The organism is Sphingorhabdus sp. EL138 (assembly GCF_945862485.1).
In the GTDB taxonomy this organism is placed as follows: domain Bacteria; phylum Pseudomonadota; class Alphaproteobacteria; order Sphingomonadales; family Sphingomonadaceae; genus Sphingorhabdus_B.
Window position 1 is genome coordinate 1 of the sequence record NZ_CAMAYF010000031.1, and the last position, 14,494, is coordinate 14,494.

The 14,494-nt window shown below is 54.8% G+C and carries 18 protein-coding genes, 1 tRNA gene and 1 other RNA gene; 14 read left to right on the plus strand and 6 right to left on the minus strand.

Annotation, left to right across the window (positions count from 1 at the left end; all coding sequences use genetic code 11):
- The 4 genes from ssrA to Q0O33_RS09730 form a co-directional block, all read right to left on the minus strand.
- Positions 1–284, minus strand: a transfer-messenger RNA (tmRNA) gene (gene ssrA / locus Q0O33_RS09715); the annotation flags it as partial.
- 6 nt (positions 285–290) lie between these two features.
- Positions 291–623 carry a 2Fe-2S iron-sulfur cluster-binding protein gene (locus Q0O33_RS09720; RefSeq protein ID WP_295498919.1) on the minus strand — a complete coding sequence of 111 codons (333 nt, stop codon included), beginning with the start codon at positions 621–623 and terminating at the stop codon, positions 291–293.
- The gene (locus tag Q0O33_RS09725) at positions 620–1,666 is read right to left on the minus strand and encodes a cysteine desulfurase family protein (RefSeq protein ID WP_295498922.1); all 1,047 of its coding nucleotides are present in this window, start codon (positions 1,664–1,666) and stop codon (positions 620–622) included. Before Q0O33_RS09725 ends, Q0O33_RS09720 begins: the two co-directional genes overlap by 4 nt.
- Positions 1,663–2,703: an aminotransferase class V-fold PLP-dependent enzyme gene (locus Q0O33_RS09730; RefSeq protein ID WP_295498966.1), complete on the minus strand. Its 1,041-nt coding sequence runs from the start codon at positions 2,701–2,703 to the stop codon at positions 1,663–1,665. Before Q0O33_RS09730 ends, Q0O33_RS09725 begins: the two co-directional genes overlap by 4 nt.
- A gap of 114 nt (positions 2,704–2,817) precedes the next feature.
- Here Q0O33_RS09730 and Q0O33_RS09735 point away from each other — a divergent pair, with 114 nt between their 5' ends.
- A complete protein-coding gene (locus tag Q0O33_RS09735; RefSeq protein WP_295498924.1) occupies positions 2,818–3,474 on the plus strand; it encodes an alpha/beta hydrolase in 657 nt (218 codons plus the stop codon).
- A 58-nt stretch (positions 3,475–3,532) separates the two neighbouring features.
- Here the strand turns inward: Q0O33_RS09735 and Q0O33_RS09740 are convergent, their stop codons facing one another.
- Complete coding sequence (locus tag Q0O33_RS09740; protein ID WP_295498927.1) at positions 3,533–3,826, minus strand: hypothetical protein; 294 nt, start codon at positions 3,824–3,826, stop codon at positions 3,533–3,535.
- A gap of 30 nt (positions 3,827–3,856) precedes the next feature.
- On the opposite strand from Q0O33_RS09740, the gene rpiB reads away from it, so the two are divergent.
- Genes rpiB through Q0O33_RS09770 form a run of 6 tightly spaced genes read left to right on the plus strand, consistent with a single transcriptional unit; the run spans position 3,857 to position 7,527 of the window.
- A complete protein-coding gene (rpiB, locus tag Q0O33_RS09745) occupies positions 3,857–4,309 on the plus strand; it encodes a ribose 5-phosphate isomerase B (RefSeq protein ID WP_295498930.1) in 453 nt (150 codons plus the stop codon).
- Positions 4,306–5,619 carry a serine hydroxymethyltransferase gene (gene glyA, locus Q0O33_RS09750; RefSeq protein ID WP_295498933.1) on the plus strand — a complete coding sequence of 438 codons (1,314 nt, stop codon included), beginning with the start codon at positions 4,306–4,308 and terminating at the stop codon, positions 5,617–5,619. The genes rpiB and glyA overlap by 4 nt, the downstream gene beginning before the upstream one ends.
- A gap of 40 nt (positions 5,620–5,659) precedes the next feature.
- Positions 5,660–6,010 (plus strand): zinc ribbon domain-containing protein, encoded by a 351-nt coding sequence (locus tag Q0O33_RS09755; RefSeq protein WP_295498936.1) that lies wholly within the window; start codon positions 5,660–5,662, stop codon positions 6,008–6,010.
- Positions 6,011–6,472, plus strand: a complete 462-nt coding sequence (gene nrdR, locus Q0O33_RS09760) for a transcriptional regulator NrdR (RefSeq protein ID WP_295498940.1) — start codon at positions 6,011–6,013, stop codon at positions 6,470–6,472.
- The gene (locus tag Q0O33_RS09765; protein ID WP_295498943.1) at positions 6,469–7,191 is read left to right on the plus strand and encodes an RNA methyltransferase; all 723 of its coding nucleotides are present in this window, start codon (positions 6,469–6,471) and stop codon (positions 7,189–7,191) included. The genes nrdR and Q0O33_RS09765 overlap by 4 nt, the downstream gene beginning before the upstream one ends.
- 57 nt (positions 7,192–7,248) lie before the next feature.
- The gene (locus Q0O33_RS09770; protein ID WP_295498946.1) at positions 7,249–7,527 is read left to right on the plus strand and encodes a hypothetical protein; all 279 of its coding nucleotides are present in this window, start codon (positions 7,249–7,251) and stop codon (positions 7,525–7,527) included.
- Between the two features lie 18 nt (positions 7,528–7,545).
- Here Q0O33_RS09770 and Q0O33_RS09775 read toward each other — a convergent pair whose 3' ends face one another.
- Positions 7,546–7,863, minus strand: a complete 318-nt coding sequence (locus tag Q0O33_RS09775; RefSeq protein WP_295498949.1) for a chorismate mutase — start codon at positions 7,861–7,863, stop codon at positions 7,546–7,548.
- A 179-nt stretch (positions 7,864–8,042) separates the two neighbouring features.
- On the opposite strand from Q0O33_RS09775, the gene rpsD reads away from it, so the two are divergent.
- From rpsD to Q0O33_RS09810, 7 genes are all read left to right on the plus strand, one after another.
- Entirely contained in the window at positions 8,043–8,657 is a 615-nt protein-coding gene (gene rpsD, locus Q0O33_RS09780) for a 30S ribosomal protein S4 (RefSeq protein WP_125229985.1), read from the plus strand.
- Positions 8,658–8,852: 195 nt separating this feature from the next.
- Entirely contained in the window at positions 8,853–10,532 is a 1,680-nt protein-coding gene (locus tag Q0O33_RS09785; protein ID WP_295498952.1) for a M28 family metallopeptidase, read from the plus strand.
- Between the two features lie 3 nt (positions 10,533–10,535).
- A complete protein-coding gene (locus Q0O33_RS09790; protein ID WP_295498955.1) occupies positions 10,536–11,516 on the plus strand; it encodes an agmatine deiminase family protein in 981 nt (326 codons plus the stop codon).
- A 64-nt stretch (positions 11,517–11,580) separates the two neighbouring features.
- The gene (locus Q0O33_RS09795; RefSeq protein WP_295498958.1) at positions 11,581–12,441 is read left to right on the plus strand and encodes a methyltransferase; all 861 of its coding nucleotides are present in this window, start codon (positions 11,581–11,583) and stop codon (positions 12,439–12,441) included.
- Positions 12,442–12,559: 118 nt separating this feature from the next.
- A complete protein-coding gene (gene aguB, locus Q0O33_RS09800; protein ID WP_295498960.1) occupies positions 12,560–13,426 on the plus strand; it encodes an N-carbamoylputrescine amidase in 867 nt (288 codons plus the stop codon).
- Positions 13,359–13,943, plus strand: coding sequence for a 2-amino-4-hydroxy-6-hydroxymethyldihydropteridine diphosphokinase (folK, locus tag Q0O33_RS09805; RefSeq protein ID WP_295498963.1), 585 nt, complete (start codon positions 13,359–13,361; stop codon positions 13,941–13,943). The genes aguB and folK overlap by 68 nt, the downstream gene beginning before the upstream one ends.
- Before the next feature lie 41 nt (positions 13,944–13,984).
- Positions 13,985–14,060, plus strand: a tRNA-Lys gene (locus Q0O33_RS09810).
- The last annotated feature ends 434 nt before the right edge of the window (positions 14,061–14,494 follow it).

Below are 14,494 nucleotides of genomic sequence, written 5' to 3' on the forward strand. Positions count from 1 at the left end.
GTGAGGCCCAAAATTACGCTGCGAGAGCAAGTGCTTCGTTATCGTTTGCACCTATTGGTTATGAACCATTTCACGGCTTATTCATGCCGGGCAAAAACAATGCTTTTCAACGCACGTCGATCCTAGTTCAGCCCCTCCAAGACCTCTGATAAACAGAGATTTTGGTGGAGCTGCCGGGTACCGCCCCCGGGTCCGCTGCACCTATTGCACATCGCAATTTATCACCATAGCCGAGCGAACTCGGCGATGACACATATAGGCGCTTTTTCGTGAATGGGAAGTGGAGGCCGTTAAAGACCCTGCATATTTCGGCTTTCAGCCGGTACATGGACGACCAGCCCGTCGAGACCTGGCGTCAAGATGATTTGGCACGACAGGCGGCTCGTGCGCCGTGCCCCCGTGGCGAGATCGAGCATATCTTCTTCATCCTCAATCGCAGATGGGAGCTTATCAAACCAACCCTTGTCGATGATTACATGGCAAGTGGAGCAAGCCATCTGGCCTTCGCACGTACCCTCAAGCGGCTGTCCAGCGGCCTGCGCGAGATCCAGCAGGCTCTGGCCGTCGACCCCATGAACCTCTTGCGAATCGCCCTCGGCATTGATGAACGTGACTATGATCATAACATCGCCTCTGCTGCTCGGTTGATAGCCTCGGCTGCAATATCAATCTCTTCCGCCGACGTATAGCGGCCAAAGCCCAGTCGGATGGAAGATTTTGCCTGCGCGTCATTCAGGCCAATCGCGCGCAGCACATGGCTTGGACGCCCAGAGCCACTTGCACATGCACTGCCGGCCGAAAATGCAATGTGCCGGCATTCGGAAATCAGCCGCGCCGCGTCAACGCCATCCCGGCGGATGTTAAGATTACCTTTATAGCGCTCGGTCGTTGCACCATTGGTCATCCAATCTGCAAAGGCTGCCGTGGCGCGATCCCAAAGCATGGCAACATGCGCCGCGTCAGCTTCCATCCGTTGTGCTGCCAATTTCGCCGCAGCGCCAAAGCCTGCACATAATGCAGGTGAAAGCGTGCCGGAGCGCATGCCTTGCTCTTGCCCCCCGCCCAGCATTTGTGGGGCCAGTGACACGCCATCGCGCACCCACAAAGCGCCAATGCCCTTTGGCCCATGAATTTTATGCGCGGATATTGCGATCATGTCAGGGCCATCCGGAATGGGCATCCGGCCAAAGGCTTGGACGGCATCGCATAGGAATAGCTTGTTTTGCGCGTGAGCAGCGGCGGCAAGATCGGCAATAGCTTGAATGGTTCCAATCTCGTTGTTGACGAGCATGACCGCCTGCAACGCCGCATGTGTCTTCGGGTGATCGACGAGGCCATCGTTTCGGACAGGCAACACATCACCGCCCAAATGCTGCACACAATCCAACACCGCAGCGTGCTCGGTCGCAGCGGCGCTCACGGATAGACCAGATCCTAATATCGCCAGATTAATCGCTTCTGTTGCGCCGGAGGTAAAGATCACGCGCCCGCCGGGCGGTAGCAAAGCCGCCACCTGATCACGGGCGACCTCCACCGCCGCTGCAGCTGCCCTGCCCGCTGCATGCGCGCTGTGCGGGTTCGCAAATCCGGTCTTAAGCCAGGGCTCCATTGCCGCGAATGCTTCGGGGGCGAGCGGCGTTGTGGCTTGATAGTCTAGATAAATCATGCGGCTTTTGCGCGGATGGAGATGCTGCGCCAGACATCGATGAAGCGCGTGATGTCAACGTCATTCGTGGCAGCGCCAAAGCTGACGCGGATGACTTCGGACGCAGATTTTTCATCCCAGCCCATGGCGCCAAGCACATGGCTTGTTTTGAGTGTTCCCGAAGAACACGCACTGCCAGCAGAAACGGCGACTCCTGCCATGTCGAAGTTGATAAGTTGGCTCGACGCGGCAACGCCCGGCATCCGGTAACTGCCGATGGTCGCGAGCCGGTTGCTCTCCGACGCAACAACAACACCACCAGATTCAACAATAGTATTATCTAATATTCTGCGCAGGCGGACCGCGTTTTCCATCCACAAAAACCCTGCCTCAAGCGCCACTGCAAATCCGATCGCAGCAGGCAAATTCTCCGTCCCGCGTCGATAGCCTTGCTCTTGACCACCCGTCGGGGATAACAATCCAAGATTGCGCACGAGCAATGCCCCCATGCCCGGCGGCCCACCCAATTTATGCGCCGAGACCGCAATCATATCAGCATCGGGAAGCGGCAGTTTTCCAGCGCTTTGCGAACAATCAGCGAAGAATATGCCGCCAACATCGCGCACAGCGCCCGCAATTTCCGCCATGGGTTGGATAATGCCGGTTTCATTGTTCACAGATTGAACAGCAAATCGTGCTTCACCAGTGATTGCACCAATATCGACTTGTCCACCTGCTCCTACCGGCAAACGGTTCGGCCCAGCCACCGCCAACACCGCATCATGCTCCACCGCACTTGCCACCGCCGCCGTGCCGCGAAGGCCCAACGCAATTGCTTCACTGGCTCCACTCGTCAGGATGACTTCACCATCCCAATTCAGCGCGGCTGCAATCCGCCGACGCGCCTCCTCAAGCGCAAAGCGGGCAGCTCTGCCTTCTTGATGCGGCGAGGATGGATTAGCCCAATGCACCATGGCTTCAGCCATCGCCGCGCGCGCCGCCGGAATGACGGGCGTCGTGGCGGCATGATCAAGATAGATGCGGCTTTGGTCGGGCATAATTTCCATGACAGTTGCGAAAATCGTCATTGCTTCTATATAGCGCTTCCAATTCCTGCAAAGCCCGAACCGTCGGGTAAAGCTCGGCACACATTCTTAGAATCGAAATTTTATATGCCCGCCATTGCTATTCCCGGTCCAGAAGGTCGCCTCGAAGCTCGTTTTTCACCGCCGCCACGTCCACGAGCACCCATTGCAATGATATTGCATCCGCACCCGCAAGCGGGCGGAACAATGAACGACCGTATCACGCAACAGCTTTACAAAACCTTCGTAGCGCGCGGTTTTGGCGTTTTACGCTTCAACTTTCGCGGCGTTGGTCGAAGCGAAGGCGAATTTGACAACGGAATCGGCGAATTGTCTGACGCAGCCTCCGCGCTCGATTGGGTTCAAAGCTTTCACCCCGAAGCTTCGACCACATGGATCGCAGGTTTCAGCTTTGGCGCGTGGATCGGTATGCAGCTTTTAATGCGCCGTCCGGAAATCCGCGGATTCATTTCGGTTGCGCCGCCAGCCAACATGTATGATTTCAGCTTTCTGGCACCCTGCCCATCATCGGGCATCATCATTCAAGGCGTTAATGATGAGGTTGTGACCCCGAACGCGTTACAAAAGCTTGTCGATAAATTGCGGACGCAGCGGCACATCACCATCCATCACGATGAAATTCCGCGCGCGAACCATTTCTTCGAAAATGAAATGGAATTGCTGATGGCGTCGGTGAACGGCTATCTCGATTTCCGTTTGGATCCGAACTGTCCTATTAAGTGATTTTGATCGCCCTGAGCGGTCGATGCAAAGGTTCCAATTAGGTTATTCTGCTATGGTTTCAGGGCGTGTCCGCCGCGCCTGTTACCAGTGAATGCCCCTTTTTATCGGGCACGACCCAAATCGCCACATTGGCGAATATTACTAAGGCTGCAGCAACCATAAGCCACATTTGCTGGCTAGCGCCGTCGCGCCGCCAGCGCTTCCCTGCCCCATAGAGCAATAGGAAAGCAGACAGCATAGCGACGGACAATATGGCATTAAGCATCGCTGCACCCATAAAGGCGGTGGATAAGCTGCGCAATCGTGGAAATTCGGCATGGCCTTTTGCGGCGTGCTCCCATAGGGGAGGCATAGATCGACTCAAGCTGCTACAGGATGTGCCATGCGTATCGCCATCGCCTCAGATCATGCTGCTCTCGCGCTGAAATCAGCGCTAGCTGAATATCTGCGCTCTGCTGGGCATGATGTCACCGACCTTGGCCCACATGACGAAGCGTCCGTCGACTATCCCGATTATGGATACAAGCTTGCGCGCGCAATTGCCGATGGCTCGGCGGAACGCGGCGTGGCCTTATGCGGATCGGGCATTGGTATTTCCATCGCCGTGAACCGCAACCCTGCCGCGCGCGCTGCTCTTGTATCTGAACCACTTTCGGCACGCTTGTCCCGCGAACATAATGACGCAAATGTCATTGCCATGGGCGCGCGCCTGATCGGAATTGAAATGGCGAAGGCCTGCATTGATACATTTCTCTCAACCGAATTTGGTGGCGACCGGCACCAACGGCGCGTTGATAAGTTATCCAACCCTATCATGACTAAGGAACCAGCATGAGCACGCGCCCCGCACACGATCTTTCCGATGTTCAGCCCGACGGCTTTTTTACACGTGGTTTGACCGAAACCGATGCTGAAGTGTTTGCCGGCCTTACCCATGAACTAGACCGCGAGCAGAACCAGATCGAGTTGATCGCGTCCGAAAACATCGTATCGAAAGCCGTGCTCGAGGCGCAGGGGTCGGTATTCACCAACAAATATGCCGAAGGGTATCCCGGCAAGCGTTATTACCAGGGCTGTGCGCCCTCAGACGAAGTTGAAACATTAGCCATTGAACGCGCCAAGAAGTTATTCAACGCTGGCTTTGCCAATGTGCAACCGCATTCCGGCGCGCAGGCCAATGGCGCAGTCATGCTTGCGCTCGTAAAGCCAGGCGACACGATATTGGGTATGAGCCTGGATGCAGGGGGGCATTTAACGCACGGCGCAAAGGCGGCCATGTCCGGCAAATGGTTCAATGCTGTGCAATTCGGCGTGCATCCTGAAACGCACCTTATTGATTTCGACGAAGTCGAGCGTCTTGCCAAAGAACATCGCCCGAAAATCATCATCGCTGGTGGTTCGGCTTATCCACGCATCATCGATTTTGCGCGCTTCCGCGCTATTGCCGACGAAGTCGGCGCAATCTTTCATGTGGATATGGCCCACTTTGCGGGCTTGGTTGCAGGCGGCGTTCATCCCAACCCGCTTGAGCATGCCCATGTTGTAACCAATACCACGCATAAAACGCTCCGTGGGCCTCGTGGCGGCATGATCATGACGAATGATGAAGCCATCGCCAAGAAGGTCAACTCTGCGGTCTTCCCAGGGCTCCAGGGCGGTCCATTGATGCACGTCATCGCTGCTAAGGCTGTCGCTTTTGGTGAGGCGCTGCGCCCGGATTTCAAAACTTATGCTGCAGCGACGATTACCAATGCGAAGGCTCTGGCCGCAACATTGCATGAACGCGGCGCTAATTTGGTTTCCGGTGGTACGGATACCCATTTGGCCTTGGTCGACCTGACCCCGCTCGGCATTACCGGGCGTGATGCTGACGAAGCGTTGGAGCGCGCGTCAATCACCTGCAATAAAAACGGCATTCCCAATGATCCCCTGCCACCGATGAAAACCAGCGGCATTCGGGTTGGCTCGCCTGCCGGAACGACACGCGGTTTTGGCGTTACCGAATTCCAAGAGATTGGTCACATGATCTCGGACGTGCTGGAAGGCTTGCGCCAAAAGGGCGAGCATGGCGATGCTGCGGTCGAGGCCGAGGTCCGTCTTCGTGTTCGCGAATTGTGTAGCCGCTTCCCAATTTACCCATCTTGAATTATACAGGTGACTTACCCATCTAATACACAGAAGGGAAATGACCATGGGATTTTGTAACGAATGTGATTCGGCATATGGAGACGGCGCGAAGTTTTGTGCCAATTGCGGTGCAAAAACGCCTGAACAACGGGCCGCCGAAAGCATACCCAATCAGGCACGGCATTATGTCGGTGAGGCCGCAGACGAGCTATGGGGCGCAACAAAAGACGCGTTTCACACTGGCAAGCATCTCGCCGATCAAGACACAGTTAAGAAGGTTGCTGGCGGTGCAGCGATTGGCGCAGCTGCAGGCATAATCGCTCCAATCGGGCTTGCAACCGGCGCGTTGATTGGTGCAGGCATTGTCGCGTATCGGCATGTGAACAAGAAAAAGAATCAGGAAAAGTAATTGCGCTGCCCATTTTGCGGACATGAAGATAGCCAAGTAAAGGACAGCCGTCCGACTGAAGACAATAGCGCGATCCGCCGTCGGCGGCAGTGCGAGGGTTGCGGCGGGCGGTTCACAACTTTTGAGCGCATTCAACTGCGTGAGCTGGTGGTAATCAAAAGCGAGGGCAAGCGCGAACCGTTCGATAGGGAGAAGCTGGAACGTTCGCTGTCCGTCGCGTGCCGAAAGCGCCCAGTGGACAATACGCAAATTGAAAAGCTCGCGTCCGCTATCCAGCGCCAGCTTGAAACCCTTGGCGAAAGCGAAATCGAAACCAAACGCATTGGCGAATTTGTCATGGATGGTCTGAAGGCGCTGGATAGCGTTGCCTATATCCGCTTCGCGTCGGTGTATAAGGACTTTAACGAAGCCAAGGATTTTGAAGATTTCGCAGGAAGCGTGGTCGAAGCGGCGCTGAAATGAGCGCGCCGCCCATTATCATTCTTTGCCGTCCGCAATTGGGCGAAAATATCGGCAAGGCGGCGCGCGCCATGCTCAACTTCGGCCTGACCGAAATGCGTCTTGTCGCCCCGCGCGACGGATGGCCCAATCCCAATGCAGGTCCAGCGGCATCGGGCGCGGACATTGTGTTGGCGAACGCCAAAGTTTTCCCGACGCTGGCGGAGGCAACCGCGGACATTGCCCATGTTTATGCGACAACGGTGCGCAAGCGCGGCGTTACCAAGCCGGTTATAACACCCGAAGTGGCCGCTGGAGAGATATTCAGTAACACGGGACGAAGCGCGATTTTATTCGGGGCCGAACGATCAGGTCTGGACAGCGACGAGGTCAATGTTGCCCGCGCTATCATTACGGTGCCGATTAATCCTGCATTTGGTTCGCTAAATTTGGCGCAAGCGGTCATTCTGTGCGCCTATGAATGGTCGAAAACGCAGACGCTGGCGAGTCCGCCCAAAACGGATTTGGAGCCACCTGCCACGCAGTTCGAACTGGATGGCCTGATTGCACAATTGGACGCCATGCTAGCGCCGTTAAATTATTTCACACCCATTGACCGCGCGCCCGTCACCCGCCGCACATTGCGCAATTTGCTGACAAAGCCCGCATGGAATGCGCTTGAGGTTAGGACACTACGCGGCGTTTTGACAACTTTGGATAAAGTACGACGGGCCGAGAAATAGGCAATTGGCTGCAATGGTGTCGATGGGCTATATCCCCACCTCTAAGGAGCATTTCTGATGATTAGCACAATGATACTAACGCTATTTCTTGCTGGAGCGGCCGCTTCTGAAACCCCGCAGCGCACTGCCAGTGTTGGCGCCGGTGTTACAGCGCAAGATGAGAAGAAAGCCAAACCAAAGAAAATCTGCCGGTCGACGAAGTTCACAGGCAGCCGCATTACAAAAGCAACATGCAAAACCCAGGAACAATGGGACCAGGCAGAATATGCCGCTGAATTGTCCGTTAAGGGTAGAGCTGGAACAACAGCGCCACCGCAAATGAACACAAATATGTAAATGCCAGACTGTTTGATGTCAGGCGCGCACGGCGTCCCATTTTTCTAGTTCATATGCGATGGAGCCTTCAACTAGGCGTTCCCACAAATCGGCAACGACTTCGACCGGGATACCGGCTTCGCGCGCGGCCTTTTGCACGTGCGCCAAAACCTGTTGCTTGCGCGCTTCATCACGGACCGCAGCGCGTTGTACTTTAATCCGAGCGGCAGCATCCATGTAAGCGAAGCGAACGGCCAATAGCTCCACCAATTGCGCGTCAACCGCATCAACGCCTGCGCGTACTTCGGTCATATCATTGCATTTGGCGGGTTCAACTGGGCTTGGGGTGCTGGTCATGGCCGCGCCTTTACGTTTCCGCACCTGTAAAGTCGAGCCAGATGTTGACATAAGGCCTATCAAAGGCCATAGGCTCCGCTTCGCAATCGACCCTGCATTCCGGTGAAGCAGGTGTCCGGCACATCTCAGATGTGTCGCGCGGTACCGGAAACAACGTTGTTAGCAATTGGAGACTGAATATGTCGATGCGCAAAAGCTCGAAGTATAAACTTGACCGCCGGATGGGTGAAAACATCTGGGGCCGTCCAAAATCCCCTGTAAATAAGCGCGAATATGGCCCAGGCCAGCATGGTCAGCGCCGCAAAGGCAAGCTGTCCGATTACGGCATCCAGCTACGCGCAAAGCAGAAGCTTAAGGGCTATTATGGCGACGTGACTGAAAAGCAGTTCAAGCGCGCCTATCAAGAAGCCAGCAACATGAAGGGCGATACTTCGCAGAACCTTATCGGTCTGTTGGAGCGTCGTTTGGACATGGTTGTGTATCGCGCCAAGTTCGCACCAACCATTTTTGCTGCACGTCAGATTGTTAGCCATGGCCACATTCGCGTTAACGGCGTGAAGTGCAATATCGCCAGCCGTCAGGTTGCCGTTGGTGACGTCATCAGCCTTGGACCGAAAGCTAAGGAAATGGCGTTGGTAATCGAAGCTCAAGGTCTCGCCGAGCGTGACATTCCTGAATATGTTGCCGTTGATGGCAACGATAAGGTAACCTTCGCACGCGTACCTACGCTTGATGAGGTGCCTTATCCTGTGAAGATGGAACCAAATCTGGTCGTCGAATTCTATTCGCGTTAATCTTCTCACACAGATTACAAATAAGGCGGTCCATGTGGCCGCCTTTTTTATGCGCGTAAACCATGTCGGCCCGCAGAGTTTGCTTAGTAAGACAGCGTAAGCCGGCACATTCGTCCTGCAAATCTTTTTCGTTTGAGCGGTACGGATGGGTCTGGCACAAGGCGCGCATTCATCGTTCCCTCATAGGAGAATTCTATGCGCCTGCTTTCCTTGGCACTTGTTTCCGCGTTTGCCCTTACAGGTGCGTGCCCGACGGTAGCATCGTCAGATACTAAAACATCTGCATTACCACAGATTATGGTTCCTACTTTGTCGGAACAGACAATGAAGGACATCACCCGCGAGTTGTCGCTTGATACATATGAAGGCCGCGCACCTGGGTCTATTGGCGAAGAAAAGACCGTCGCCCACCTGATTACGAAGTTCAAAGCGGCAGGGCTCGAGCCAGGAAATAATGGCAGTTGGACGCAGGACGTCCCCCTGATCGAAATTACCGCGCAAAACGTCTCTGCCCTAAACATTGGCGACCGGAACGGAAAAGCCATGTCCTTTGCCTATGGCAGTGAATATGTCATCGGCAGCTACCGCGAAACGCCGAAAACCGAAATTAAGCAAAGCGAAATGATCTTTGTCGGTCATGGCATCGTTGCCCCTGAAAAGGGATGGAACGATTATGCTGGTGTTGATGTGAAGGGAAAAGCCGTTGTCGTGATGGTCAACGATCCCGATTTCGAAAACAAAGGCCTTGATGGTCCCTTCGGCGGCAAAGCCATGTCCTATTATGGTCGCTGGACCTACAAATATGAAGAGGCTGCCCGTCAGGGTGCCGCTGCCGTTCTGATCATCCACGATACTGCGCCGGCCGCTTATGGATGGAATGTTGTCAATTCTAGTTGGACGGGCACGCAGTTCCTCGCGCAATCCAAAGATGGCGGCAAAAGCCAGACTCAGGCCAATGGCTGGATTCAGAAATCGGTTGCCAAGGAAATTTTCGCTGCAGCAGGCCAGAATCTGGAAATGCAAATGGCGGCTGCAAAGCAAAAGGGCTTCAAGGCCGTGCCTTTGAACCTCACCGCCTCTTTAAACTTCGACAACGATATCTCGCGCAAGGCCAGTAAGAATGTGATCGGTGTAATGAAGGGTGCGAAGCGGCCCGATGAGTATGTGCTTTACACCGCGCATTGGGACCATCTGGGGCGCTGCACGGCGGCAGCAGATGGCGATGACATTTGCAACGGCGCCGTTGATAATGCGACGGGAACAGCCGCGCTGGTCGCACTTGCGGAGGGCTATACCAAAGCTGGCGCTCCAGACCGGTCGGTCGTGTTTCTTGCGGTCACCGCCGAAGAAAGCGGCCTGCTCGGTTCCAAATTTTATGCGGAAAACCCTGTATTTCCTCTGTCCCAGACCGTTGGGGGTGTAAATATGGATGCCTTTTCGATGTCCGGCCCTGCCAAAAACCTTACCGTCATTGGCAAAGGCAAGTCGCAACTTGATCTCTATTTGGACGCAGCGGCGAAATCGGAAGGTCGTACACCTGAAATGGAGCCTACGCCCGAAAAGGGGTTCTATTATCGTTCCGACCATTTCAGCTTCGCCAAGCTTGGCGTGCCTATGGTCTATTTCGAAGGTGGCGATGATCTGGTAATTGGCGGTAAAGCAGCTGCCCAAGCAGCGGCAGATGACTATGAAAAGAACCGGTATCACGCCCCCGACGATGAATTTGACGAAAATTGGGATTGGTCGGGCGTAATGTCCGATTTGAAACTTTATTATAGGGTTGGCCGGATGCTTGCGATGACAAATGCATGGCCGAACTGGAACGAAGGCGATGAATTCCGCGCCGTTCGCGACAAAAGCCGCAGAGGAAAGTAAACCATGGCGTTTCGCATGCCTGCGGAATGGGCGCCCCATGAGTCTGTCTGGATTGGCTTTCCCAGTTCAGCCGATGCGTGGGGCAAACCACTACATCGCGCCCAGCAACAAATTGCGGCATTTGCTAATGCTGTCCATGCCTCTGGCCGCGGCGAGCGCGTCCATTTGGTTGCAGGTAGCGCCGAAGCTGCCGCAATTGCCGCGGACCTTGTGGAGAGCGGGGTTCATGTCGAGCAGCGCCTCATAGGTGACATTTGGCTACGTGACACGGCTTGTATCATCGTAAAGGACAGTAATCGCCGCATCGCACGCAATTTTGGCTTTAATGGCTGGGGTGGCCGTTTTGACTATCCGGGCGACAAAAGCATTGGCCACGATCTCGCCATTGCTGCGGGATTTGACGTCGCGACGGCGGACTGGATTTTGGAAGGCGGCTCCATCGATGTGGACGGTGAAGGGCTTGCCGCGACCACTGTTGATTGCCTGTTGAATCCCAACCGCAACCCTATGCTCGGTCAGGATGCGATTGAAGCCAGACTTCGCGATGACCTTGGCATTCAACGCCTTCTGTGGCTGGGCGACGGATTGGCGAATGACCACACCGACGGGCATATCGACAATCTCGCACGCTTTGTGGGTATAAACCATATCCTCATTCCGCAAGGCGCAGGGTCCGATGACCCTAATGAAGCTGTTTTTGAAGATGCGCGGAAACGCGCCGATGCATTTGGATGCCGGGTCAGCCGCATGCCTTCAGTGGGGCGCTTCTTGCAAGATGGGGAAATCGTTCCGGCAAGCTATATGAATTTCTACATCGGCAACGCCGCAATTGTCGTGCCCCTGTATGGCGCGCAGAATGACGATGCCGCGATTGCCACCTTAGCTTCATTGTTTCCGGACCGAGAGGTTGTCGGTGTCATGGCCGACGCCGTTTTAACTGGCGGAGGCAGTTTCCATTGCTCCAGCCAACAAGTGCCGACGTAACTCTATTCGAATTTAAAGCGCAAATACCCATATCCAGAGCATGTAACCAAGAAGAGGATTTCAGATGAAAAAAGCTTTTCTACTCGCCCTTGCCGCCGTCAGTATGGCTGCCCCAGCCTTAGCAGAACACCATGGCGCCAAATCAGCCGACCATGGCAAGATGCATAAGGCGCACCAAGAACGTCTTGCAAAAATCCTTGCTGACCCTGCCCGTGCCAATGATGCCAAACGCGACCAATATCGCCACCCATCCGAAACATTTGAATTTTTCCGCGTCTATCCGGATCATGTCATTGGTGAATATGCCCCCGGCGGGGCCTGGGTGTCGCGTATTCTCGGCCGCTATGTTAACGAAAATGGTAAATATACTGGCTTGTATTTCGGTACAAAAACCCATTTTAGCGACCAGCAAAAACAGGGAATTGCTTCTGCGATTGCCAAATTTCCGTCTGATGTTGCGGCTGTATCGGGTCGACCTGCAACTGATTTCAATGCATTTTCCCTCAGCGAAATTCCTGAAGGCGCAAAGGGCAGCTTTGACCGTATCGTGATTATGCGGATGGTGCACAATATGATCAACTGGAACATCGCAGACGCGGAGATAAAAGCCATGCGCGATCTGTTGAAGCCAGATGGCCTGATCGGCATTGAACAGCATCGTGCGAAGGCAGACGCCCCGTATAGCTATACCAATGGCAGCAAGGGCTATATGCGCGAAGCGGACATTATTAACTTCATGGAAATCCATGGCTTTGAACTTGTCGCCAAGAGCGAAGTGAACGCCAACCCCAAGGACAGCGCAAATTGGCCTGACGGCGTGTGGACATTACCGCCAGCACTGCGTTTGAAGGATGTGGATCGCGCAAAATATGAGGCGATTGGCGAAACCGACCGGATGACATTGTTGTTCAAAAAGCGCGACTGATTATTTTGCGGCGGCAGCGGCGCGTATGCGTGTCGCTGCCATCACAAAACCCACAAAATATGCGGTCCGAAGACAATCATGATTGCGGCGCGTTTCTGCGTGCGGCTATAGACACGGTATGACCAGAAATATCACTGTAGCCGCGTTGCAATTGCCTTTGTCGGCTAGCGAAGCCGAAAACATCGACGCCGTCAGCGAACTTGTCGCGCAGGCGGCCGACCTTGGCGCGCATATTGTCCTGCCGCCTGAACTTTTTTCAGGCCCTTATTTCTGTAAAACCCAGGAGGAAGCGCATTTCGCGCTCGCGCGACCGACCCTCGAGCACCCTGCGATCAAGGCTATGGCGAAACTGGCCAAGCGCCTTAATGTTGCCATTCCGGCAAGCTTCTTCGAACGCGACGGCGCGCATTTCTACAACAGCATCGCCATGATCGATGCCAATGGCGAAATCATGGGCGTGTACCGCAAGAGCCATATTCCCGACGGCCCCGGTTATCAGGAGAAATATTATTTCCGCCCCGGCAATACAGGGTTCAAAGTCTGGGACGTCTTCGGTACGCGCATTGGTATAGGCATCTGTTGGGACCAGTGGTACCCCGAATGCGCACGCGCCATGGCGTTGATGGGCGCTGAGCTTTTATTCTATCCTACGGCCATCGGTGCAGAGCCGCAGGATGCAACACTGGATACACGGCATATGTGGCGGCGGGCTATGATTGGCCATGCGGTATCGAACTGTATGCCGGTCATTGCAGCCAATAGAGTCGGCAGCGAGGATGATCACGGCCAGACAGCGCAGAAATTTTACGGCACCAGTTTCATCGCCAATGAATGGGGCGATGTGGTCTGCGATCTCAACGACACTGAAACTGGCCTATTGTTATCGACCTTTGACCTGGACCAAGCACACGCGCACCGTGCCAGCATGGGCTTCTTCCGCGACCGCAGGCCCGCATTATACACCCGCCTTGCCGAGGATATTTGAACTGTCGCATCTCTATCTCGTTGGCATAGGTTCAAATCAGCCACATCCCGTCATCGGCACGCCAGACCGTATCATCCCGCAAGCGATAGCCGCGCTGGAGATGGACGATATTGATGTATTCGCGCATTCGGCCACCATTCAATCCATTCCGATAGGGCCCTCGTCGCGCCGCTTTGCCAATGCGGCTGCGGTCGTGGCGACCGCACTTGAGCCCCCTGCCCTGCTGACACGCCTGCATGAAATTGAAAGCCATTTCGGTCGCGTCCGTCGCGGCCAAAGCTGGCGCGCGCGCGTGTTGGACCTCGACATTCTTCTGTGGTCCGGCGGCATGTGGGCCGGCAGCAATCCAGCACTTTCCATTCCGCATCCGGGCCTGCGTTCACGCGGTTTTGTTCTGACGCCTGCCGCCATGGTTGCCCCCGATTGGCGCGACCCGGTGTCGGGTCTTAACATTCGTCACCTGCAATCGCGATTTAACCGACCAAAGGCGCTTGACCAGTCCCCCCACCGCCATTAGGGGGAGCGCTCTCCTATGAACCCAAGTGGGTTCAGGACGGGGGGCCCTTAGCTCAGTCGGTAGAGCAACTGACTTTTAATCAGTAGGTCGCTGGTTCGAACCCAGCAGGGCTCACCATATTTTTCAATGGTTTAATACCACCCCCTTTGGGGAAATCGAAATGTAGGTTGATAAAAGGTTTCACCTAGGTTTCATCGTTGCGTCGAAGCTATCTGATTAGCTGCAGATGTGAAGCGAACGCTTGCACCTCCCAACCCCTTCAAAAACCTAGCCAACTAGACCCCACTGGGGTGGCACCCCCTATTCTGGCTGATGGGACCCACAGTTCCTTCTTACATATTATTTTGCACGTCCAGTTACCTGCGTTTCAATAGCGGCCCTCACAACCCTGATCTTTGTCTCGATGTTGCCCATACTCGGGTTAACTAGCACGGTCTGGAGCAGCGCGAGCAGCGACCGCAACGCATGACGCTGAAGTAGAACGGTTCACTACAACGATCCAGAGTGTTCGATTGGCTGCGAACGGCAAGCGTTCTGCTACTTCCGGCCAA

Excerpts from the sequence above, each read along its gene's own strand:
- Q0O33_RS09755 (WP_295498936.1), top strand. The coding sequence starts at position 5,660 with ATGACCATGGGATTTTGTAACGAATGTGATTCGGCATATGGAGACGGC.
- glyA (WP_295498933.1), top strand. The coding sequence starts at position 4,306 with ATGAGCACGCGCCCCGCACACGATCTTTCCGATGTTCAGCCCGACGGC.
- rpsD (WP_125229985.1), top strand. The coding sequence starts at position 8,043 with ATGTCGATGCGCAAAAGCTCGAAGTATAAACTTGACCGCCGGATGGGT.
- Q0O33_RS09770 (WP_295498946.1), top strand. The coding sequence starts at position 7,249 with ATGATTAGCACAATGATACTAACGCTATTTCTTGCTGGAGCGGCCGCT.
- Q0O33_RS09790 (WP_295498955.1), top strand. The coding sequence starts at position 10,536 with ATGGCGTTTCGCATGCCTGCGGAATGGGCGCCCCATGAGTCTGTCTGG.
- rpiB (WP_295498930.1), top strand. The coding sequence starts at position 3,857 with ATGCGTATCGCCATCGCCTCAGATCATGCTGCTCTCGCGCTGAAATCA.
- Q0O33_RS09735 (WP_295498924.1), top strand. The coding sequence starts at position 2,818 with ATGCCCGCCATTGCTATTCCCGGTCCAGAAGGTCGCCTCGAAGCTCGT.
- Q0O33_RS09765 (WP_295498943.1), top strand. The coding sequence starts at position 6,469 with ATGAGCGCGCCGCCCATTATCATTCTTTGCCGTCCGCAATTGGGCGAA.
- aguB (WP_295498960.1), top strand. The coding sequence starts at position 12,560 with ATGACCAGAAATATCACTGTAGCCGCGTTGCAATTGCCTTTGTCGGCT.
- Q0O33_RS09785 (WP_295498952.1), top strand. The coding sequence starts at position 8,853 with ATGCGCCTGCTTTCCTTGGCACTTGTTTCCGCGTTTGCCCTTACAGGT.
- Q0O33_RS09740 (WP_295498927.1), bottom strand. The coding sequence starts at position 3,826 with ATGCCTCCCCTATGGGAGCACGCCGCAAAAGGCCATGCCGAATTTCCA.
- Q0O33_RS09725 (WP_295498922.1), bottom strand. The coding sequence starts at position 1,666 with ATGATTTATCTAGACTATCAAGCCACAACGCCGCTCGCCCCCGAAGCA.
- Q0O33_RS09775 (WP_295498949.1), bottom strand. The coding sequence starts at position 7,863 with ATGACCAGCACCCCAAGCCCAGTTGAACCCGCCAAATGCAATGATATG.
- Q0O33_RS09730 (WP_295498966.1), bottom strand. The coding sequence starts at position 2,703 with ATGCCCGACCAAAGCCGCATCTATCTTGATCATGCCGCCACGACGCCC.
- Q0O33_RS09720 (WP_295498919.1), bottom strand. The coding sequence starts at position 623 with ATGATCATAGTCACGTTCATCAATGCCGAGGGCGATTCGCAAGAGGTT.
- Q0O33_RS09795 (WP_295498958.1), top strand. The coding sequence starts at position 11,581 with ATGAAAAAAGCTTTTCTACTCGCCCTTGCCGCCGTCAGTATGGCTGCC.